Annotated in this window: 16 protein-coding genes and 1 pseudogene; 12 read left to right on the top strand and 5 right to left on the bottom strand. The window is 69.2% G+C overall.

Annotated elements, in window-relative coordinates; all coding sequences use genetic code 11:
• Window positions 1–564: 564 nt before the first annotated feature.
• Window positions 565–1,731 (top strand): type III PLP-dependent enzyme, encoded by a 1,167-nt coding sequence (locus tag FHU13_RS13080; protein WP_183436312.1) that lies wholly within the window; start codon window positions 565–567, stop codon window positions 1,729–1,731.
• A gap of 183 nt (window positions 1,732–1,914) precedes the next feature.
• Window positions 1,915–2,472 carry a GNAT family N-acetyltransferase gene (locus tag FHU13_RS13085; RefSeq protein WP_183436313.1) on the top strand — a complete coding sequence of 186 codons (558 nt, stop codon included), beginning with the start codon at window positions 1,915–1,917 and terminating at the stop codon, window positions 2,470–2,472.
• Window positions 2,473–2,617: 145 nt separating this feature from the next.
• On the opposite strand, the gene FHU13_RS13090 is transcribed toward FHU13_RS13085, so the two are convergent.
• Window positions 2,618–2,806 (bottom strand): hypothetical protein, encoded by a 189-nt coding sequence (locus FHU13_RS13090; RefSeq protein ID WP_183436314.1) that lies wholly within the window; start codon window positions 2,804–2,806, stop codon window positions 2,618–2,620.
• A gap of 277 nt (window positions 2,807–3,083) precedes the next feature.
• Between FHU13_RS13090 and FHU13_RS13095 the strand changes: the two genes are divergently transcribed.
• The 6 genes and pseudogenes from FHU13_RS13095 to FHU13_RS13120 all read left to right on the top strand — a co-directional run bounded on the left by FHU13_RS13095 (window position 3,084) and on the right by FHU13_RS13120 (window position 9,126).
• Window positions 3,084–4,532, top strand: a complete 1,449-nt coding sequence (locus FHU13_RS13095; protein ID WP_183436315.1) for a homospermidine synthase — start codon at window positions 3,084–3,086, stop codon at window positions 4,530–4,532.
• A gap of 106 nt (window positions 4,533–4,638) precedes the next feature.
• Window positions 4,639–5,186: pseudogene (locus tag FHU13_RS13100) on the top strand (Uma2 family endonuclease).
• A gap of 71 nt (window positions 5,187–5,257) precedes the next feature.
• Window positions 5,258–5,824, top strand: coding sequence for a Uma2 family endonuclease (locus FHU13_RS13105; RefSeq protein WP_183436316.1), 567 nt, complete (start codon window positions 5,258–5,260; stop codon window positions 5,822–5,824).
• A gap of 25 nt (window positions 5,825–5,849) precedes the next feature.
• On the top strand, window positions 5,850–6,191 hold the full coding sequence (locus tag FHU13_RS13110) for a hypothetical protein (RefSeq protein WP_183436317.1): 342 nt from the start codon (window positions 5,850–5,852) through the stop codon (window positions 6,189–6,191).
• A 6-nt stretch (window positions 6,192–6,197) separates the two neighbouring features.
• Window positions 6,198–7,049, top strand: coding sequence for a DUF1206 domain-containing protein (locus FHU13_RS13115; RefSeq protein ID WP_183436420.1), 852 nt, complete (start codon window positions 6,198–6,200; stop codon window positions 7,047–7,049).
• 103 nt (window positions 7,050–7,152) lie between these two features.
• Complete coding sequence (locus tag FHU13_RS13120; RefSeq protein WP_183436318.1) at window positions 7,153–9,126, top strand: nucleoside-diphosphate sugar epimerase/dehydratase; 1,974 nt, start codon at window positions 7,153–7,155, stop codon at window positions 9,124–9,126.
• Between the two features lie 19 nt (window positions 9,127–9,145).
• Here the strand turns inward: FHU13_RS13120 and FHU13_RS13125 are convergent, their stop codons facing one another.
• Window positions 9,146–9,553, bottom strand: a complete 408-nt coding sequence (locus FHU13_RS13125) for a winged helix-turn-helix transcriptional regulator (RefSeq protein WP_183436319.1) — start codon at window positions 9,551–9,553, stop codon at window positions 9,146–9,148.
• Between the two features lie 76 nt (window positions 9,554–9,629).
• Between FHU13_RS13125 and FHU13_RS13130 the strand changes: the two genes are divergently transcribed.
• Entirely contained in the window at window positions 9,630–10,241 is a 612-nt protein-coding gene (locus FHU13_RS13130) for an FMN-dependent NADH-azoreductase (protein WP_183436320.1), read from the top strand.
• 86 nt (window positions 10,242–10,327) lie between these two features.
• Here the strand turns inward: FHU13_RS13130 and FHU13_RS13135 are convergent, their stop codons facing one another.
• Both FHU13_RS13135 and FHU13_RS13140 read right to left on the bottom strand, forming a co-directional pair.
• Complete coding sequence (locus FHU13_RS13135) at window positions 10,328–11,251, bottom strand: NAD-dependent epimerase/dehydratase family protein (protein ID WP_183436321.1); 924 nt, start codon at window positions 11,249–11,251, stop codon at window positions 10,328–10,330.
• Between the two features lie 10 nt (window positions 11,252–11,261).
• Entirely contained in the window at window positions 11,262–12,269 is a 1,008-nt protein-coding gene (locus FHU13_RS13140; RefSeq protein ID WP_183436322.1) for a glycosyl transferase, read from the bottom strand.
• A 310-nt stretch (window positions 12,270–12,579) separates the two neighbouring features.
• On the opposite strand from FHU13_RS13140, the gene FHU13_RS13145 reads away from it, so the two are divergent.
• The 3 genes from FHU13_RS13145 to FHU13_RS13155 all read left to right on the top strand — a co-directional run bounded on the left by FHU13_RS13145 (window position 12,580) and on the right by FHU13_RS13155 (window position 17,089).
• A complete protein-coding gene (locus tag FHU13_RS13145; RefSeq protein ID WP_183436323.1) occupies window positions 12,580–15,504 on the top strand; it encodes an EAL domain-containing protein in 2,925 nt (974 codons plus the stop codon).
• 208 nt (window positions 15,505–15,712) lie between these two features.
• Complete coding sequence (locus FHU13_RS13150; RefSeq protein WP_246714643.1) at window positions 15,713–16,093, top strand: CCDC90 family protein; 381 nt, start codon at window positions 15,713–15,715, stop codon at window positions 16,091–16,093.
• A gap of 42 nt (window positions 16,094–16,135) precedes the next feature.
• Window positions 16,136–17,089, top strand: coding sequence for a ferredoxin--NAD(+) reductase (locus FHU13_RS13155; protein WP_183436325.1), 954 nt, complete (start codon window positions 16,136–16,138; stop codon window positions 17,087–17,089).
• Window positions 17,090–17,266: 177 nt separating this feature from the next.
• Here the strand turns inward: FHU13_RS13155 and FHU13_RS13160 are convergent, their stop codons facing one another.
• Window positions 17,267–19,813, bottom strand: a complete 2,547-nt coding sequence (locus tag FHU13_RS13160) for a glycogen/starch/alpha-glucan phosphorylase (RefSeq protein ID WP_183436326.1) — start codon at window positions 19,811–19,813, stop codon at window positions 17,267–17,269.
• Window positions 19,814–19,874: the final 61 nt, after the last annotated feature.

Consider the following 19,874-nt stretch of genomic DNA (forward strand, 5'->3'; position numbering starts at 1 on the left):
TCTTCGCCCGTCCATCCCCGAAATCCAGAGCGGAACCGGCCTTTTTCCCTTGTGGTCAGGGGCACTCGGCCGTATATCGTGCCTGCCCAATTTCGCACGTGCCTGTGGCCGCGTGTCGGTTGGTGGGCATCCGGTCAACTGCCGGACAGCCGCCAGGGGTCTTAAAGGATCGATGGTCGTAAAGGGTGGATCCCTACGGCCGGCATCCGGGTGGCGACACCAGACTCCAACAACAACCGGCAGCCGGAGGCGAAACCGGCGAACCCCGCTCTCCACGGGGGACGCAGCTTAAAGCAACGACGAACGGGCTTTTTTGGTCTCGTCGGCTCCTCCAAAGGCCGACACCGAAGAGGCTTGTTTATCCTTGCCCGGCGTGCGGTTGGGGTTTCCCCATCCAATCCACGGCAGCTTCCGGGTGCTCTGCGCCCGCTGACCGGTTCGCGTCTCCAAAGCGCGAAGCGGTAGCGACGCATCGCCCCCTGACGCCGACGGCTCGTTCCCGGGCCGTCTTGATTCGATCTCGCGCCCGACGATGGCGCCTCGAACCTGTGGTGGGGACGACCAATGACCGATCGCATCCGCGATTACCTGCGCGCGCGCCGTGACCTCGGCCGGGACGAGGGTCCGGTGATGGTGCTCGACCTCGATGTCGTGCGTGACAACTATACGGCGTTCGCCCGCGCGCTCCCCGACACCCGCGTGTTCTACGCCGTCAAGGCGAACCCGGCGGCGGAAGTGCTGCGCCTTCTCGCCGAGATGGGTTCCTGCTTCGACACGGCCTCCGTCGCCGAGATCGAGATGGCGCTCGCCGCCGGCGCCACCGCCGACCGGATCTCCTTCGGAAACACCATCAAGAAGGAGCGCGACGTCGTCCGCGCGCTCAAGCTCGGCATCCGCCTCTTCGCCGTCGATTGCCAGGCCGAGGTCGAGAAGATTGTTTCCGCGACGACGCAGGCCGACATCGAGACCGGTGACGTGCAGGTGTTCTGCCGCATCCTGTGTGACGGCGCCGGCGCCGACTGGCCGCTCTCGCGAAAATTCGGCTGCGAGCCGGAGATGGCGGTGAACGTGCTGGAGCACGCTCATCGGCATGGCCTGCACGCCTACGGCGTCTCGTTCCACGTCGGCTCGCAGCAGGCCAACACCGAAGCCTGGGACGGGGCGCTCGCCTCGGCCTCCGAGATCTTCCGGGAATGCGCACTGCGCGGCATCGGCCTGTCGATGGTCAATCTCGGCGGCGGCTTCCCGACCAAGTACCTCAAGCAGGTGCCGGGCGTGGAGAGCTACGGCGACGCGATCTTCCGCGCGCTCACCAAGCATTTCGGCAACCGGATCCCGGAGACGATCATCGAGCCGGGCCGCGGCATGGTCGGCAATGCCGGCATGATCGAGGCCGAGGTCGTGCTCGTCTCCAAGAAGTCGGAGGCCGAGGACGAGGTGCGCTGGGTCTATCTCGACATCGGCAAGTTCGGCGGTCTCGCCGAGACCATGGACGAGTCGATCCGCTACGCGATCCGCACCGACCACGACGAGGATCGCATGGCGCCCTGCGTCGTCGCCGGGCCGACCTGCGACTCGGTCGACGTGCTCTACGAGAAGAACCACTACCCGCTGCCGGTCTCCCTCTCGATCGGCGACAAGGTGTGGATCGAGGGCGCGGGCGCCTACACCACGACCTACGCCGCAGTCGCCTTCAACGGCTTCCCGCCGCTCGAGCAGATCGTGATCTGATCCCGCGCGGTCCCCGCTTTCTGCTGCGGGGCCGGCACCGGTCAGGCTTCGTTCACGCCTTTTCCGTCAGAAGAGCCGCGCGTCTCACGAGACGCGCCGTCGATATGTCCCGGACGGCCCGCTGACCAAGCGGGTGCGAGGGCTGTTTCTTCCCGCTTGTCAGCGACCTGGGAGGGTACGGCCGTGATCCAGATCCGCGATGAAATCGCCTCCGACGCGGTGGCCCGCGAGCACCTGCTCGACGCCTGCTTCGGGCCGGGCCGCTTCCTGAAGACCTCGCAGCGCCTGCGCGAAGGACGCCTGCCGGCGCGCGGCCTCGCCCTCTCGGCCGTGCAGGGTGAAACGCTCGTCGGCACCGTGCGGCTGTGGGATGTCGAGACCGGGTGCGGCCGTCCGGCCCTGCTGCTCGGCCCGCTCGCCGTCGATCAGGTGGTTCAGGGCGTCGGTCTCGGCGGCTTGCTGATGCGCGAAGTCCTCGCCAAGGCGACCGAGTGTGGACACGGCGCCGTGCTGCTGGTGGGCGATGCGCCGTATTACGCCCGCTTCGGCTTCGAGCAGGCGAAGGCTGACGCCCTCTATATGCCCGGCCCGTTCGAGCGTGAGCGCTTCCTCGGCTTGGAATTGAAGGCCGGCGCGCTGGCGGGGGCGGAGGGCGTGCTGCGGGCGACCGGCGCATTCGAGGTGCTGCCGGAGATCGCGGCCGAGGCCGCCGCCGTGGCTGCGCGACGACGCGCCGCCTGAGACGATGGCGGACCGCGGTGTCCGCCTCACCTCATTCGATTGAGTGTGGACCGGGATCTCTGCCATCGCTCCCGAACGGCAGCGGATTCCGGCCGGTTCGCTGCGCCTCGTCCGGCAGGCGATTGGAAACACCGGCTCCGCGGCCTCAGCGCTGATAGGGCCAAGCGGTCGCGGAGAAGGACAGACGACTGGCGCTCTCGTGAAAGGCGCGGGCTTGGCCGGCGGCTGTGCGGCCGGCGCGAACGAGCGCGGACAGGAGCGTGATGATGCCCGGATCGCGGTCGATCGTTTCGACTTCCGGATGGAGGGTCGGTGCAGTGAGGACGGTCAGCATGGCTCGGATCCCTTGTGCGTACTGTCAGCCCTTGAAGCGTCTCCCTCTTGTTGCACTGCAATATAGGCCTTTCCACTGCAGCTGGCTTCAACGCATCTCGGCCTCAGTTCTGCGCTGGCCGCATAGCTGAAAGCTGAGACCTTCATGATTCCGCAATCTTCGCGTGACTGCGCCGGTTGACCCAAGGGCGCCGAACCGTCATCCGCTCGTCATTTCCAAGCATCAAAGCACGCCGCTCGCGTTTCGAGCGCAAGCCCTGAGAAGGAGTGTCCGCGCCATGTCCGATGGTCCGCAGAAGGAGTGGCCCGTGCACGGCCGCATCACCGGCCCGATCGTGATGATCGGCTTCGGTTCGATCGGGCGGGGAACCCTGCCCCTGATCGAGCGGCATTTCGAGTACGACAAGAGCCGCTTCACGGTCATCGATCCCGTCGACACCCATAAGGATCTCGCCGACAAGCATGGCCTGCGCTTCGAGAAGGTGGCGCTCACCAAGGAGAACTACCGCGACGTCCTCACGCCCCTCCTCACCGAGGGCGGCGGCCAGGGCTTCTGCGTGAACCTGTCGGTCGACACCTCCTCGCGCGACATCCTCGAACTCTGCCGCGAACTCGGCGCGCTCTACATCGACACGGTGGCCGAGCCCTGGGCCGGCTTCTACTTCGACAAGGACCTGAGCCAAGCCGACCGCACCAACTACGCGCTGCGCGAAAACATCCTCGCCGCCCGCCGCGCTGCGCCCGGCGGTCCGACCGCTGTGTCCTGCTGCGGGGCCAATCCCGGCATGGTCTCGTGGTTCGTCAAGCAGGCGCTCCTGAACATCGCCAAGGATACCGGCTCGACCACGCCCGAGCCGAAGACCCGCGAGGAGTGGGCCGCGCTGATGCGCGAGCTCGGCGTCAAAGGCGTCCACATCGCCGAGCGCGACACTCAGCGCGCCAAACACCCCAAGCCCATGGGCGTGTTCGTCAACACCTGGTCGGTCGAGGGCTTCGTCTCCGAGGGCAACCAGCCGGCCGAGCTCGGCTGGGGCACCCACGAGACCTGGAAGCCGGCCAATGCCGAGGAGCAGACCAAAGGCTCGCGCTGCGCGATCTTCCTGCTCCAGCCCGGCGCCGACACCCGCGTGCGCACCTGGGTTCCGACGGCCGGTGCGCAGTTCGGCTTCCTCGTGACCCACAACGAGGCGGTCTCGATCGCCGACTACTACACGGTGCGCGAGGGCGAGGAGGCGGTCTACCGCCCGACCTGCCACTACGCCTACCATCCGGCCAACGACGCGGTGCTCTCGCTGCATGAGATGTGGGGCAATGCCGGCAAGGTGCAGGAGCGGCAGCACATCCTCGAGGAGGATGAGATCGTCGACGGCATCGACGAACTCGGCGTGCTCCTCTACGGCCACAAGAAGAACGCCTACTGGTACGGCTCGCAGCTCTCGATCGAGGAGACGCGGCGCGTCGCCCCCTACCAGAACGCGACCGGCCTTCAGGTGACCTCGGCGGTGCTGGCCGGCATGGTCTGGGCGCTGGAGAACCCGGAGGCGGGCATCGTGGAGGCCGACGAGATCGACTTCCGCCGCTGCCTGGAAGTGCAGAGGCCGTATCTCGGCCCGGTGGTGGGCGTCTACACCGACTGGACCCCGCTCACCGACCGTCCGGGCCTGTTCCCGGAGGACATCGACCCGAGCGACCCCTGGCAGTTCCGCAACGTGCTCGTCCACGGCTAACGTGCTCGTCCACGGTTGAAGCCGCGCGCACCTAAGCGAAAAGGGCCGCCCTGTCCGGGCGGCCCTTTTTTGTTACCGTCCAAGTCTTCGTACCGGAGGCTGATCGATGGCCGTGCTAGCCCAGCGGGTCACCGAGTATCGGGCTTGGGTTGCAACCCGGCCGGACGACGAGCGCTGGGAGTTGATCGACGGCGTCCCGGTGATGATGTCGCCCGCCAAGGGTCGGCATCAGCGCATCGTCACCAACCTCGTCAAATATCTCGACGACCTCGCCGAGCGCCGGGGCTGCGGCGGCTATCCCGGCCTCGCGATCCTGAGCGAGCCCATGGACGATTACGCGCCGATCCCCGACGTGGTGGTGCGATGCGGCGAGCCGCCGGAAGACGGCTACACGAGCGATCCCCTGCTCGTCGTGGAAGTCCTCTCCCCCTCGACCCTCGTGCTCGACCGCGGCCGCAAGACGGAGTTCTATCAGACTATCCCCTCTCACGCCGTCCTCCTGCTCGTGCATCAGGACGAAGCGCGGGTGGAGATCTGGCGCCGTAGCCCGGACTGGACGGTTCAGTTCGCCGGCCCCGGCGCCGTCATCGACCTGCCCTCGAACTCGGCGGCACGCTGTCCGTGGCGGAGATCTATGCGCGTCTCACCTTCTGACCCCGCGCCGCACACCGCTTGCTTGGCTCCGGGGCGGTGCTAGCATCGCCTCCGAATTCGGAGGCCCCTCGATGGCGCTCGCCTTTCGGCGCGACCCCGGCATGCGGGTGGCGGAGTATCAGGCCTGGGTCGCCGATCGTCCCGACGAGGAGCGATGGGAGCTGATCGACGGCGAGCCGGTGCTGCTGGCGCCGCAGAGCGAGCGGCACCAGCAGATCGTGCTGAACCTATCCCGAAAGCTCTCCGACATAGTCCGCGACCGCGGCTGCCGCGCGATTCCCGGCATCGCCGTGCTGAGCGACGCCATGGACACCTTTGCACCGATCCCCGACGTGGCGGTGCGCTGCGGCCCGATGCTGAAGGACGGCTATGCCCGCGATTCCGTCCTCGTGGCAGAAGTGCTCTCGCCCTTGACCATGAGCCGGGATCGCGGCCGCAAGACCGACTTCTATCGCAACATCGTCTCGCTCAAAGCTTTCCTGATCGTCTATCAGGACGAGCCGCGAGTTGAAGTGTGGCGTCGCGCGCCCGATGGCGGCTGGGCGTTCGAGGCCCGCGGCCTCGACGGCGCGATCGAGCTGCCCGAACTCGGCGGCCGCTTGGCCGTTGCCGAGATCTACGACGACATCGCCTTCTAGACGACGAACCCGCGCGGGACCGGCCTTGCCCCATTTCGAAGACTTCTACGCCAACAAGCTGCGCGGCTCTCTCGGGGTGACCGACGCGGAATCGGTGCTCGATCTGCGCGGGGCCAACCGCCCGACCGCGGAAGCCTCGCTGACTGAGATGCTGGAGCGCAGCCGCTTCGCCAAAGGCAAGACCGTGGCGATCCGCCTCGATCCGCCGCCGGAGGGCGGGGGCGAGACCCTATTCCAGCCGATCGGGCGCCAACTCCTCGATGCCAAGCGCCGCGGCTGGATCGAGCGGCTCCAGACGCTGCCCGCGGGCGATGGGCTCGGCTTTTACGTGGCGCTGGCCGGCAAGCCCGACCGTGAGCGCGACTGAACCGGGATTGCTTGGAGTCGGAACGACAACGCGTTGGAGCACCTCGCTCGCTTCGGCTACGGGGCGCGCGGCTTCGTCTATTGCGTCGTGGGGGCGCTCGCCGTGCTCGCCGCCCTCGGGCAGGGCGGCTCGGCCGGCGACAGCAAGAGCGCGATCCGGGCCGTGCTCGGCGGTCCGTTCGGCGTCGTCATCGTCGGACTGATCGCTCTGGGCCTCGCGGGCTTCGCGCTGTGGCGCCTCTTCGAAGGTGCGACCGACGCGGACCGGCGTGGGCATTCGGCAAAAGCATTGGCCGTGCGCGGCGCCCACCTGATCAGCGCCTTGATCTATGCCGGCCTCAGCCTCACCGCGGCCCGCCTCGCCTTCGGCATCGGCCGCGCCTCGGCCGGCGGCGACGGGGTGCGGGACTGGACCAAGTGGCTGCTCGGCCAGCCCCTCGGCCCTTGGCTCGTCGGGATCGTCGGGCTCGGCATCGTCGCCGCCGGGATCGGCTATGCCGCCAAGGCCTGGAAGGGCAACGTCACCGAACGGCTCTCTCTTCCCGCCGGCTCCGAGGCCTGGATCGACCGGCTCGGCCGGTTCGGCTACGCGGCGCGAGGGCTCGTCTTCCTGATGATCGGCGGCTTCGTCCTCACGGCCGCCTGGACGCAAGCCTCCTCCGACGCCACGGGTCTCTCTGGCGCCTTCTCGGCGCTGAGGGCGCAGCCCTACGGCTGGGTGCTGCTCGCCATCGTCGCCGCCGGCCACTTCGCCTTTGGCACCTTCGGCCTGATCCAGGCCCGCTATCGCCACATCGACGCCCCGGATCTCGACGAGGGGAACGGGGCAGTCGCCAAGGCGGTCCGCGCCGCGCGTTGACATTCCCCCCGGTCGGCGCCGATACCGCGCTCCGCCTCGAGCATCGGCCTATGGCCGAAAACCGGTATCCATCGTTCGGGCCGATGCTCTGACACGAAGCACCATGCAGAAGCGCACCCTCAAGACGGCGGTGATGGTCGTCCACGATCTCGCTGCGACCGCGGCGGCCGTGGTGCTGACCTTCGTCTTCCGCTTTCAGGACGGGGCTCTGACCGAGCGCCTGCACGCGCTGCCGCTGCTGCTGCCGCCGTTCCTGGCCTATGCCGGACTGATCTACGCGTGGTTCCGGCTCTACCGCACCAAGTGGCGCTTCGCCTCGCTGCCCGACCTCGCCGGCATCGTGCGCGCCGCGAGCGTCACCGCACTGACGCTGCTCGTGCTCGACTACGTGCTGGTCTCCTCGAACCTCTACGGGTTCTACTTCTTCGGCAAGGTCGCCATCCTCCTCTACTGGGTCTTGCAGATCTTCCTGCTCGGCGGACCGCGGCTGGCCTTCCGCTACCTGAAATACGCCCGCTCGCGGCAGAGCCACGCCCGCGCCGCCACCACGCCGACGCTGCTGCTGGGCCGCGGTGCCGATATCGAGATCGTGCTGCGGGCCATCGAATCCGGCTCGGTCAAGCGGCTGTCGCCGAAGGGCATCCTCTCGCCGCGGGCGGACGAGGCGGGCCAGATGATGCGCGGCGTGCCCGTGCTCGGCGGGTTTCGCGACCTCGAGCAGGTCGTCGCCGACCTCGCGAATCGTGGCCTGCCGGTGCGCCGGCTCGTGGCGACGCCGAGCGCGCTGGCGCCCGAATCCGAGCCCGATGACCTCATCGCCCGCGCAAGGCGTCTCGGCCTGCCGCTCGCCCGCGTCACCAGCCTCGGCGAAGGCATGCGCGACGCCGAACTCGCGCCGCTGGAGATCGAGGATCTGCTCCTGCGCCCCACCGTCGCGATCGATCGGCCGCGGCTCGAGCGCTTCCTGACCGGTGCCCGCGTGGTCGTGACCGGCGGCGGCGGCTCGATCGGTGCCGAGATCTGCGCCCGCGCGGTCGCCTTCGGCGCCTCGGCGCTGCTCGTCATCGAGAACTCGGAGCCGGCGCTGCACGCCGTCCTCAACGGCCCGGCCCTGCTGCATGCCGAGGCCGAGGTCGAGGGCGCGCTCGCCGACATCCGCGACCGCGACCGGCTGTACGCCATCATCCGCGACTTCCGTCCGACCTACGTCTTCCACGCAGCCGCTCTGAAGCAGGTGCCGTATCTCGAGCGCGACTGGACCGAGGGCATCAAGACCAACGTGTTCGGCTCGGTCAACGTCGCCGAAGCCACCGTCGCCGCAGGCGCCCGCGCCCTGGTGATGATCTCGACCGACAAGGCGATCGAGCCGGTCTCGCAGCTCGGCGTCACCAAGCGCTTCGCCGAGATGGTGGCCCAATCCCTCGACGCGGAACGCAGCGGCGCGGAGGCGACCCGGCTCATCGCCGTGCGCTTCGGCAACGTGCTGGGCTCGGCCGGCTCCGTGGTGCCGGTGTTCAAGGCGCAGATCGCCCGCGGCGGCCCTGTCACGGTGACCCATGCCGAGATGGTGCGCTACTTCATGACCGTGCGCGAGGCTTCCGACCTCGTGCTCACGGCCGCCTCCCACGCCGACGCGGAAGGGCGCGGCGATACCGGCGACCAGCGCGCGGCGGTCTACGTGCTGAAGATGGGCCAGCCCGTGCGCATCCGGGATCTGGCCGAGCGGATGATCCGGCTCGCGGGCTTCGAGCCCGGCGAGGACATCGAGATCCAAGTCACCGGCGCGCGGCCGGGCGAGCGGCTCAACGAGATTCTGTTCGCGAAGGAGGAGCCGCGCGTCACGCTGGCCGGCATCGAAGGCGTCATGGCGGCCAAGCCCGTCTTCGCCGACCGCGCCGTGCTGGAGGGGTGGATCTCTCGCCTGCACGAGGCCGTGGCCGCCGGGGACCGGGCGGCGGCGGAGGCGGTTTTCGAGGAGGCGATCCCGGATTTCCGCAATCGCGCCGGGGCCGTTCCGAACACCAAGCCCGAGAGCCTTGCGCCGCCGCCCCAAGCCGCCGAGGCGGCGAGCGCCTGACGCCTCGACCCGCTGCGGCTCAGGCTCCTTCGCCGCTGCGGCGGTCGAAGCGGGCGCGGGCCTCCTGGATCTGGGGAAGGTGGGCGAAGGCCCAGGCGCCGAGAGCCTGGATCGGCTCCCGGAGCGAGCGTCCGAGTTCGGTCAGCTCGTAATCGACCCGCGGCGGGATCGTCGGGAAGATCGTGCGCGTCACGAGGCCGTCGCGTTCCAGCCCGCGCAGGGTGAAGGTGAGCATCCGCTGCGAGATGCCGCCGATCATCCGCTTCAGCTCGTTGAAGCGCCGCGGACCGTCTCCCAGCATCATGACGACGAGGACGCTCCACTTGTCGCCGATCCGCGCGAGCACCGTGCCGACGAGGCGGCAATCCTGCCCGGAATGCTCGGGCCGCGGCGGCGCGTCGGTTCCCTCAATGTGCCCGGGTTCCAAGAATGTGCCTCCTTGCGCGCGGCTGACGGTGGTTATCTATAGCGCCTCGGTTCAATTCTGATACCGAGGATCAAACATGAAGCTCCTTCACGTCGACGGCAGCATTCTGGGGCCGCACTCCGTCAGCCGGACGGTCTCCGCCGCCATCGTGGACCGCCTGCGGGCGCAGCATCCCGGTCTCGAGGTCATCTACCGCGACCTCGCCGGGACGCCGCTGCCGCACCTCTCGGGCGCGGTCCTCGCCGGGGCGCAGCCCAACGCGACGAACACGCCCGACGTGCAGCACGACGTCGATCTCGGCCGGCAGGTGCTGGAGGAGTTCCTGGCGGCCGATGTGGTGGTGATCGGTGCGCCGCTCTATAATTTTACCCTGTCGAGCCAGCTCAAGGCCTGGATCGACCGCATCCTCGTGGCGGGTGTCACCTTCCGCTACGGGCCGTCCGGGGCCGAGGGCCTCGCGGGCGGCAAGCGGGTCATCGCCGTCGTCTCGCGCGGCGGCCTCTACGGGCCGGGCACGCCCGCCGCGGCGGCCGAGCACGCGGAAACGTATCTGCGCGCGGTGCTGGCCTTCATCGGCATCACGGCACCGGAGATCATCGTCGCCGAAGGCATCGCCCTGGGCCCGGAGGCCCGCGAGCGGGCGCTGGCCGGCGCCCTGGACGCTGCGGCGGCTCTCAAGGCCGCTTAAGAGTGCTCACGAGACTCCCGGTCCCTGATGGGTTGCCGCTCTGGCTACGACAGCGCGGCGGGAGTTTTGTGACTGACACTCAGACCTCAGCCGCCCGCCCGCGCCAGCGCCGCGAGCCCGTCCCGCGACGCTTGCGCCGGCCGCCAGCCCAGGGCCTCCAAGCCCTCGGCGCGGGCGACGAGCGAGCCGGATAGCCGGTCGAAGGCGGCCTCGCGGCCGGTGGCGCGGCAAGCGAGGCCGATCAGCGGAACGGGACAGGGCAGCAGGCCGGGACCCCGACCGAGGCCGGCGCGGAGCGCGGTGAGCATCTCGGGCAGCGTCAGCGGATCGGGATCGGCCACGACCAGCGAACGCCTCAGGGGACCGGATGCCTCCAGCACCGTCGCCACCGCGCCCGCAAGACTCTCGACCGAGACCAGCGAGCGGCGCCCGGTCAGGCTCGCAAGCGGCAGCGGATAGGGCGTGCGGGCGAGCTTGAGCAGCGCCGCCATGTTGCCCTTCACTCCCGCGCCGTAGACGAGGACCGGGCGCAGGGCGACCCAATCGAGGCCGGTCACGGCCAGCGCCTCCTCTGCTGCGAGCTTCGAGCGGCCGTAAGGATCGGTCGGTTCCGGCGCGTCCGCCTCGGACAGGGGCGCCGGGGCGCTCGATCCCACCTGCGCCCGGATCGAGGACAGGAACACGAAGCGGCCCACCCGTGCCCGCTGCGCCGCTTCGGCGAGCTTGCGCGTCGCCTCGGTGTTCGAGTTGCGAAAGTCGTCCTCGGGCGCGCCGGACATGGCGTGGGCGAGGCCGGCCGAATGGACCACGGCGTCGACCCCACTGAGCGCGGCGGCCATGTTCATCGGCCGCGCCAGATCGCCGACGACGGCGCCGCTGGCGCCCTCCGGCACCTCGACCGGTCGGCGCAGCAGCACGCGCACCCGGTAGCCCTGCGCCGAGAGGGTCCGCAGCAAGTGGCGTCCGATGAAGCCGGTGGCTCCCGTCAGCGCGATCAGCTTTCCGCTCACCCGTTTTCCCTCACGCGCTAGCGGCCCGCGGCGTCGCGAACCGGCGCAGCAGCCATCCGACCAGCCCCGCCGCGAGGCCGAGACAGGCGAGCGTGACGGGCAGAGACGGCCAAAGCAAGGTCGCGCCCGCCAGCCCGGCCAGTGCCGCCTGCACGGCGAAGACCGAGCCGACGGTCTCCGGCACAGAGAAACCGTTGACGGTAGCGACCTGATAGTAGTGGCTGCGATGGGCCTGCCAGACGGCGTCACCCCGCCGCAAGCGCCAGAGCAGGGTGAGCGTCGCATCGGCCAGCGGATAGAGCGGCAGGATCAGCGCGGCGGCGAGGCCCCCCTCCCCCGCGAGGCGAAACAGCAGCCACGCCACGACCAGCCCGATCGGCAGCGAGCCGACATCGCCCATGAACAGCCGCGCCACCGGCCGGTTGAACGGCGCGAAGCCGAGGAGGCCGCCGAGCAGCGCGCCGGCGACCAGCGTCGGCTCGGGGGCGTAGCGGCCGGAGAGGCCGAGGGCGAACAGGAACGCGGCGGGCGGCACGAATTCGGCCAGCGTCATCCAGTCGAGCCCGTCCATGAAATTGACGAGGTTCACGAACCAGAGCCCGGCGAGGATCGCGAAGCTCCGTTCAATCCCGAGCGGCACGGACGGCAACAGGCGGCCCTCAGCGGTGAGCACGACGGCGGCGACCGCGCCGGCCTGGATCACGAGCCGGAGCGAGGCCGGCAGCGGCCGAATGTCGTCGACGGCGCCGATTGCGGCGAGGGCGAGCACGGAGAGAGCCAGCACAGGCAGCTCGACGCCCGCGAGCGTGATTCCGGCTGGCATCGCTAGGACGGCTGCCGTGATCAGCCCGGCGGCGACGATGGCGATCCCGCCACCCTGCGGCGTCGGCACCCGGTGGCTCGAGCGGGCGTTCGGGCGCGCCAGGGCATAGCGCTGCAGCAGCGGCTTCAGCAGCACGATGAGTCCGGCGGAGAGGAGCGCCGCCAGCGGCACGACGAGGAGGGGAGCGAGGATCATCGGATCGCAAGTCAGGGCTCTGCCGCTCTCCCGCTTCTGCGGAAGGGAGTTTCGGGGCGGCGTGTTCCGATCATTCGCATAGGTTCCGCTCTACCCGCCCCGGCACGACCAAGCGAGGCCAGCGTAGCCCCGCTGCGGCGATCCCAACTTGTTTTGGCCGCAAAGCCACGCGATCCGCCTGACACGGTCCCCCGAAAGAGCGGTGGGCGGGCCGCGCGTCCCGGCCGGCTTGCCTTGCGGGGGCGGAGAGCCGCCGATACGACTTGGCCGCTCGCCTCCACCGCTCAAGCCGGCTGTCAAGAATCGCCCGTTGCGCACGCTTTCACTGGCCCTTGCCCTGGCCCTCGCGATCCTGACGGCCGTGGCGGGCTCCCTCGCCTGCCTCCTCGGGACCACCGCCCCCGCCTCCGCGGTCGAAGCCGTGCGCGTCACCCTCGACGCGCCCGCGATCGACCTGACGCCGACGATCGAGCGCTACCGCTCGGACGGCGACCTGATCCAGATCTCCACCGCCCCGGGCAAGGACGGCATCGTGCGCCGCATCGCAGTCAAGGCACGCGAGGCGGGGGCGCGGCCCGACTGGATGGTGTTCGCGCTCACCAACGACACCGACGAGCAGATCGACCGCCTGCTGGTCGCCCCGCATTTCCGCCTCGTCGGCTCCGGGGTGATCTGGCCCGATCTCGGCGGCTCGCGCATCGCCGCGATCACCGCGAGCGAGGGCATCCGGCCCGAGCGCGACGAGAGCCTGGACGCCGACCAGTTCCTGATCACCATCGATCCCGGCACCACGGTCACCTACGTCGCCGAGTTGAAGGGTCCGAACATCCCGCAGGTCTACCTCTGGGACCAGGACGCCTACCGCAAAAAGACCTCGGGGCTGACGCTCTACAAGGGCATCATCATCGGCATCGCCGGGCTGCTCGCGCTGTTCCTCACCATCATCTTCGTGGTGAAGGGCGCAATCATCTTCCCCGCGGCCGCGGCGCTCTCCTGGGCGGTGCTGGCCTATGCCTGCATCGATTTCGGCTTCCTGCAACGGGTGTTTCCCGTCACCGAACTCGCAGAGCGGATCTACCGCGCCTCCGCCGAGGCCGTGCTCGGCGCGACCCTGCTCGTGTTCCTGTTCGCCTACCTGAACCTGTCGCGCTGGCATGTGCGCTATAGCCACGTCGCCTTCTTCTGGCTCACCTTCCTCGCCGGTCTCGTGGCGCTCGCGGTGTTCGATCCGCCGGTGGCGGCAGGCGTGGCGCGCATCTCGATCGCGGCGGTGGCCGGCGTCGGGCTGCTGCTGATCCTCTATCTCGCCGTCCATAACGGCTACGACCGCGCCATCCTGCTGGTGCCGACCTGGCTGCTGCTGCTGGTCTGGGTGGTGGCGGCGGGCTTTGCCATCACCGGGCAGATCGGCTCCGACCTCGTGCAGCCGGCGCTCATCGGCGGCCTCGTGCTCATCGTCATGCTGATCGGCTTCACCGTGATGCAGCACGCCTTCGCCGGGGGGGGCCTGAGCCACAGCCTCGTCTCGGACACCGAGCGCCGGGCGCTGGCGCTGACGGGGGCGGGCGACATCGTGTTCGACTGGGACGTGCCCGGCGACCGCGTCTTCGCCGGCCCGGAGATCGAGGCGCAGCTCGGGCTCAAGCGCGGCACCCTCGAAGGGCCGGCAGCGAACTGGCTCGGCCTGCTCCATCCCTTCGACGTGGAGCGCTACTCGGCCGCCCTGGACACGGTGATCGAGGAGCGGCGCGGGCGCATCACGCACGATTTTCGCCTGCGCTCGGCCGACGGCCCCTACGCGTGGTACCGGCTGAAGGCGCGGCCCGTGATCGGCACCGACGGCGAGGTGATCCGCATCGTCGGCACCATCAGCGACGTCACCGAGGCCAAGACCGCCGAGGAGCGACTGCTGCACGACGCCGTCCATGACAGCCTCACCGGGCTGCCGAACCGCGAGCTGTTCCACGACCGGCTGGAGGCTGCGCTGGCCCTGGCGAGCCAGGATCCGCGCCTCAAGCCGGCAGTGATCGCCCTCGACATCGACCGGTTCAAGGCGATCAACGACGCCATCGGCCTCTCGGCGGGCGACTCGATCCTGCTCACCCTCTCGCGCCGGCTCGGCCGTCTGCTGCGGCCGCAGGACACCTTGGCCCGGGTCGCGGGTGACGAGTTCGCGGTGATCCTGCTCTCCGAGCGCGAGCCCGACCGCATCCTCTCCTTCGCCGAGATGATCCGGCGTGCCATTGCCACCCCGGTCACCTATGCCGACCGCGAGGTGTTCCTCACCGTCTCCATCGGCACCGCCCTGCACGAGGCGGCGCAAGGGGCGGGGAATAACGGCCAGCCACGCCGGGAAGAGGTGTTCAAGAACGCCGAGATGGCGATGATCCAAGCCAAGCGCGGCGGCGGCGACCGGATCGAGGTGTTCCGCGCCAACATGCGGCTGGAGCGCTCCGACCGGCTGATGCTGGAGGCGGATCTGCGCAAGGCGCTGGAGCGCAACGAGATCAAGGTGCTGTTCCAGCCGATCGTCCGGCTCGAGGACCGCACCGTCGCCGGCTTCGAAACGCTGCTGCGCTGGGACCATCCGAAGCTCGGCCGCATCGCGCCCTCGACCTTCCTGCCGGTGGCGGAAGAGACCGGTGTCATCGTCCAGCTCGGCAATTTCGCCATCGAGCGCACGGCGCTCGAACTCGCCGCCTGGCAGCGCTCCCTCGATGTCGAGCCGCCGATCTTCGCCTCGGTCAACGTCTCCTCGCGGCAGCTCCTGCGCCATGACCTCCTGCATGACGTGAAGACGGTGATCGCCCGCACCGGCGTGTTGCCCGGCTCGCTCAAGCTGGAACTGGCCGAGGGGCTGGTGATGGAGAACCCGGAATACGCCGCCCAGATGCTCACCCGCATTCACGACCTCGGCGCCGGTCTGGTCCTCGACGATTTCGGCACCGGCTACTCGGCAATCTCCTATCTCCAGCGCTTCCCCTTCGACACGATCAAGATCGACCACAGCTTCGTGCGCCAGATGGGCCAGGGACGCACCGCCATGCTGCGCTCGGTCCTGCGGATGGGGCAGGAACTGGGCCTCGCCACCATCGCCGAGGGCGCCGAGTCGGAGGAAGACGCGCAAGGGCTGCAGGAGCTCGGCTGCGATTATGCGCAGGGGGCGGCCTTCGGCGAGCCGATGACCGTGCTCCAGGCCCGCCAGCTCGTCGGCGCCGCGCCCGAGGCGGCGTGATCCCGCTGTCGGGTTCCGCCATCCTGATCTCACGATGAGGCAGGTCGCTCGCGTTTCTGTTTAAACCTCCCTTAACCATGTTGAAGGAAGGTCCATCCGAGCTATCCGGGACGCCGCTTCGGCGGGCCCGCCGGTCTGAGGATGGACGATGATCGAGGCGACGAGACGCAGGAGCCCGGCCCCCTCCGGTAGCGCGATGCGGCGCCTGATGACACGCCCCATCCACGCGCATCTCGCCGGGGCGGTGCAGCCGCGGGCGTTCGTTTCGGAAAGTGCGGCGGAAGCGGTGACGAAGGCTCCGGCGGAAGCCGTCGCGCAGGTCGTGGTGGAAGCACCAGCGGATGCTCTGGCGCAAGTCCCCGCTTCCCTGCTCTCCGAGCCTGAAGTCGATACGGGTGAGGCGGATCTCACGCGCCTGCGCCTCGAAGTCGCGATGATGAAAGCGGCGCTGGCCGCCGAGCGCCGGGAGAGCGAGGCCCTTCGCAGCAGCCTCGGCCTCGTGGAAGCGGAGACGCTGAGCGAGGAGTCGCGGGCCGTGCGCGCGCGCTGGGCCGCCCTGGTCGAGCGCCTGATCCACGACCCGCGCTGATCCTTCGAAACACCTGACATCAGATCGGAGCGGGTTGCCGCCATGCGTGCTCCCACGAGCGCCCGTTGCTCGCTTGTCGTCAACGGCCAGCCCCTGCGGGTCTCCCCCGGCGACACCTCGCTGGAAACTGCGCTCGCTGACGGGGTGATCGCCCCGATGACCGGCCTGTTCGGCCAGGGCGCCGGTCCTGCCTCGCGACGGCTGCCCGTTCGAGCCCGGAGAGCGGAGGCGGTGACGCTGTCCGTTCCCGATCCGGACGCGACGATCCGGCCCGTCAAGACACCCGCGCGGACACCCGCGCGGACACTCGCGCGCCGCACCGGCAGCATCGACACGGTTACGGCGCTTGCGCCGCGGGTCCTGCAGGTGGTCGCAACCCTGGAGCGGCGGCTTCCCTTCGAGCCGGGCGATCAGGTCGTCGTCACGCTCGAGGGGGGGCGCCCGGTCACCCTCACGCCGACGCTCGGCGTCGAGGGCGGCGCGGAGCTGAATGAACTCGTCTTCCACCTGCGCGGCGAGTGCGCGGAGGATCTCACCGCCCTGTTCGGCTGCGCCGTCGAGCCCGGCCGCGCGGTGAAGGTGAAAGGCCCGGTCGGCAACGGCACCTACCGTCCCGGCGGCGGCCGTCTCGTGCTGGTCGCGGCGGAGACCGGATTTGCCGGAATCTGGGCCATTGCCCGTGCCGCGCGCTACGTCGAGCCCGCCCGCGAGATCTGCCTCGTGATCGGCGCCCGCGATCCCCTCGACCTCTACATGCGCCCATCCCTGGAGTGGCTGCGCGCCACCGGCGTGACCCGCATCACGCTCGCCGCCGACCGCCACCGCCAGCGGGCCCCGGACGTGCGCCCCGGTCCGCTCACCGCCCACATCCCAAGCCTGCGGGCGACCGATGTGGTGCATGCCTCCGGCTGTCCCTCGACACTCGGCGCGGTCGAGGTTTTGGCGGCGGCGGCGGGCGCGCGGTACTACCCGATCCCGCTCGAACCGGGGGCGTGAGACGCTCTTCGAAACGGGTCTCCTATCCGCCTCCCTCATCCTGAGGCTAAGGATTGGACGAACGGGCTCTGACCGCTCGTTACCAATCGGGCACAGTTTGCCCGTCTCAGTTCACACAAAAAGGGGCAGGACGGATCACCCGTCCTGCCCCTTTTTCGATTTCAACGGCTGACGGGTTCAGGCCACCTTCACCCGCCAGATCTCCTCGGCGTATTCGCGCATCGAGCGGTCGGAGGAGAACCACGCCATGCGGGCGGTGTTGAGGATCGCCGCGCGCCACCACTGGGCCGGACGCTTCCATGCGGCGTCGATCTCGCGCTGGACGCGCCAGTAATCCTCGAAATCGACCGTGGTCAGGTAGCGGTCGCTGTGGCGCAGCTCGTCCACGAGTGGCGCGAAGCGGGCCGGATCATCCGGCGAGAACGCGCCGCCAGCGATGGCATCGAGTGCCGCGGCCAGCCGCGGCGAGGCCGCGATCGCCTTGGCAGCGTAATCCGGCTCGCCCGCGCGGGCGAGCACCCCTTCGGCGTCGAGGCCGAAGATGAAGATGTTCTCCGCGCCGACATGATCCTTGATCTCGATATTGGCGCCGTCGAGCGTACCGACGGTCAGCGCACCGTTGAGGGCGAGCTTCATGTTGCCCGTGCCCGAGGCTTCCATGCCCGCGGTCGAGATCTGCTCGGAAAGGTCGGCGGCCGGGATGATCACCTCGGCCAGGCTCACCGAGTAGTTCGGCAGGAACACCACCTTCAGCCGGTCGCCGATCTCGGGATCCGTGTTGACGACGTTGGCGATGTCGCCCGCGAGCTTGATGATGAGCTTGGCCTGGACGTAGCTCGGCGCCGCCTTGCCGGCGAAAATTTTGACGCGTGGCGTCCAATCCTTGTGCGGCGCCTGTTTGATCGCCTGGTAGAGCGCCACGGTCTCGATGAGGTTGAGGAGCTGGCGCTTGTACTCGTGGATGCGCTTGATCTGCACGTCGAACAGCGCCGAGGGATCGACGGTGACGCCGGTGCGCTCGGCGATCACGTGGGCGAGGCGCTTCTTGCGGGTCTTCCGCATCGCTGCGTAGCGCTTGCGGAATTCCGGGTCGTCGGCAAACGGCACCAGCCGCTCGAGCAGTGTCGGATCATCGAGAACGCCCTCGCCCGCCGCCTCGACGGCGAGCGCCGTCAGCTCCGGGTTGGCGTTGTGAAGCCAGCGGCGGAAGGTGATGCCGTTGGTCTTGTTGATGATCTTCTCCGGCTCGATTGCGTGGAGATCCTTGAACACGGTCGACTTCAGCAGCTCGCTGTGGAGCGCCGAGACGCCGTTGACCCGCCGCGAGCCATGGAAGGCCAGCGGCCCCATGCGCACGCGCCGGCCGTGCGACTCGTCGATCAGCGAGACGGTGGACACATCGAACGCCCCGCCCGATGCCCCGCCTTTGGCGTTCTTGCTCTGCTCCTCGAGGTGCAGCCAGTTGATCAGGTAGATGATCTGCATGTGGCGCGGCAGCAGTTGCTCCATCAGCTCGACCGGCCAGGTCTCCAGCGCCTCGGGCAGCAGGGTGTGATTGGTGTAGTGCAAAGTGTTGGAGGTGATCTGCCACGCATCCTCCCAGGGAAGGTCGTGATCCTCCATCAGGATGCGCATGAGCTCCGGCACGGCGATGGCCGGATGCGTGTCGTTGAGCTGGATCGCGGCGTGGTCGGGCAGGGAGCGCAAGCTGCCGCGCTCGGCGACGTGCCGGCGCACGAGATCTTGCAGAGACGCGGAGGTGAAGAAGAACTCCTGGCGCAGGCGCAGTTCCTGGCCCTCGGCGGAGGAATCGCTCGGGTAGAGCACCCGTGAGATCGCCTCGGCCCGGGCCCGGTCGGCCACCGCGCCGACATGGTCGCCGGCATTGAAGCGGGCGAGTTCGAGCGGCGCGTCGGCCTCCGCCTTCCACAGCCGCAGGACGTTGACGTGTTTACCCCGCCAGCCGACGATCGGCACGTCGTAGGCAACCGCGTTCACGGTCTCGGCCGGGTGCCAGTGGCGGCGGATCTGATGGTCGCCCTGGCTCGTCATGGTGACGTGGCCGCCGAAGCCGATCTTGTAGGTCGATTCCGGCCGGGCGAACTCCCAAGGATTGCCTTCCGCGAGCCAGGTCTCCGGCGCCTCACGCTGCCATCCGTCTTCCAGCGACTGGCGGAAGATGCCGTGGTCGTAGCGGATGCCGTAGCCGATCGCGGGGATCGACAGGCTCGCCATGCTCTCCATGAAGCAGGCGGCGAGCCGCCCGAGGCCGCCATTGCCGAGCGCCGCGTCGGGCTCGGCCCCCTCGACGTCGGCGAGATCGACGCCGAGGTCGCGAAGCGCCGCCTTGGTGGTCTCGACGAGGCCGAGATTGTTCATCGCATCCGACAGAAGCCGGCCGATCAGGAATTCGAGCGAGAGGTAATAGACCCGCTTGTCCGGCACGGTGCCGGCGTGAGCCCGATAGCAGGCATCGACGATCCGGTCGCGCAGCGCCAGTGCGGTGGCGGCGAACCAGTCGCGCTCGCGGGCAGCCTCGGGCGTCTTGCCGATCACGTAGATGAGCTTGGCGCGGATGTCCTCGCGCAAAGCCACGACGGCGTCGCTTCCGGCGCTCTCACGCGGCTTAACATAGGTGGCGGCGGCCTTCGCCGTCTTCGCCGATGAAGCGGAAGTGTCCGCTTCGCCGTTCCTGACGAGAACGGACAGAGCTTCGTTCAGCACCTGGGTATCCCCCTTCGTTGCAGCCGAGGATGTCGGTTGAGCGCGGAGCCCGGCCGCTTCT

Origin of the sequence: Methylobacterium sp. R2-1 (assembly GCF_014191355.1) — a bacterium.
GTDB lineage: Bacteria > Pseudomonadota > Alphaproteobacteria > Rhizobiales > Beijerinckiaceae > Methylobacterium.

Excerpts from the sequence above, each read along its gene's own strand:
- FHU13_RS13095 (WP_183436315.1), top strand. The coding sequence starts at position 3,084 with ATGTCCGATGGTCCGCAGAAGGAGTGGCCCGTGCACGGCCGCATCACC.
- FHU13_RS13090 (WP_183436314.1), bottom strand. The coding sequence starts at position 2,806 with ATGCTGACCGTCCTCACTGCACCGACCCTCCATCCGGAAGTCGAAACG.
- FHU13_RS13140 (WP_183436322.1), bottom strand. The coding sequence starts at position 12,269 with ATGATCCTCGCTCCCCTCCTCGTCGTGCCGCTGGCGGCGCTCCTCTCC.
- FHU13_RS13120 (WP_183436318.1), top strand. The coding sequence starts at position 7,153 with ATGCAGAAGCGCACCCTCAAGACGGCGGTGATGGTCGTCCACGATCTC.
- FHU13_RS13155 (WP_183436325.1), top strand. The coding sequence starts at position 16,136 with ATGCGTGCTCCCACGAGCGCCCGTTGCTCGCTTGTCGTCAACGGCCAG.
- FHU13_RS13080 (WP_183436312.1), top strand. The coding sequence starts at position 565 with ATGACCGATCGCATCCGCGATTACCTGCGCGCGCGCCGTGACCTCGGC.
- FHU13_RS13105 (WP_183436316.1), top strand. The coding sequence starts at position 5,258 with ATGGCGCTCGCCTTTCGGCGCGACCCCGGCATGCGGGTGGCGGAGTAT.
- FHU13_RS13150 (WP_246714643.1), top strand. The coding sequence starts at position 15,713 with ATGACACGCCCCATCCACGCGCATCTCGCCGGGGCGGTGCAGCCGCGG.
- FHU13_RS13130 (WP_183436320.1), top strand. The coding sequence starts at position 9,630 with ATGAAGCTCCTTCACGTCGACGGCAGCATTCTGGGGCCGCACTCCGTC.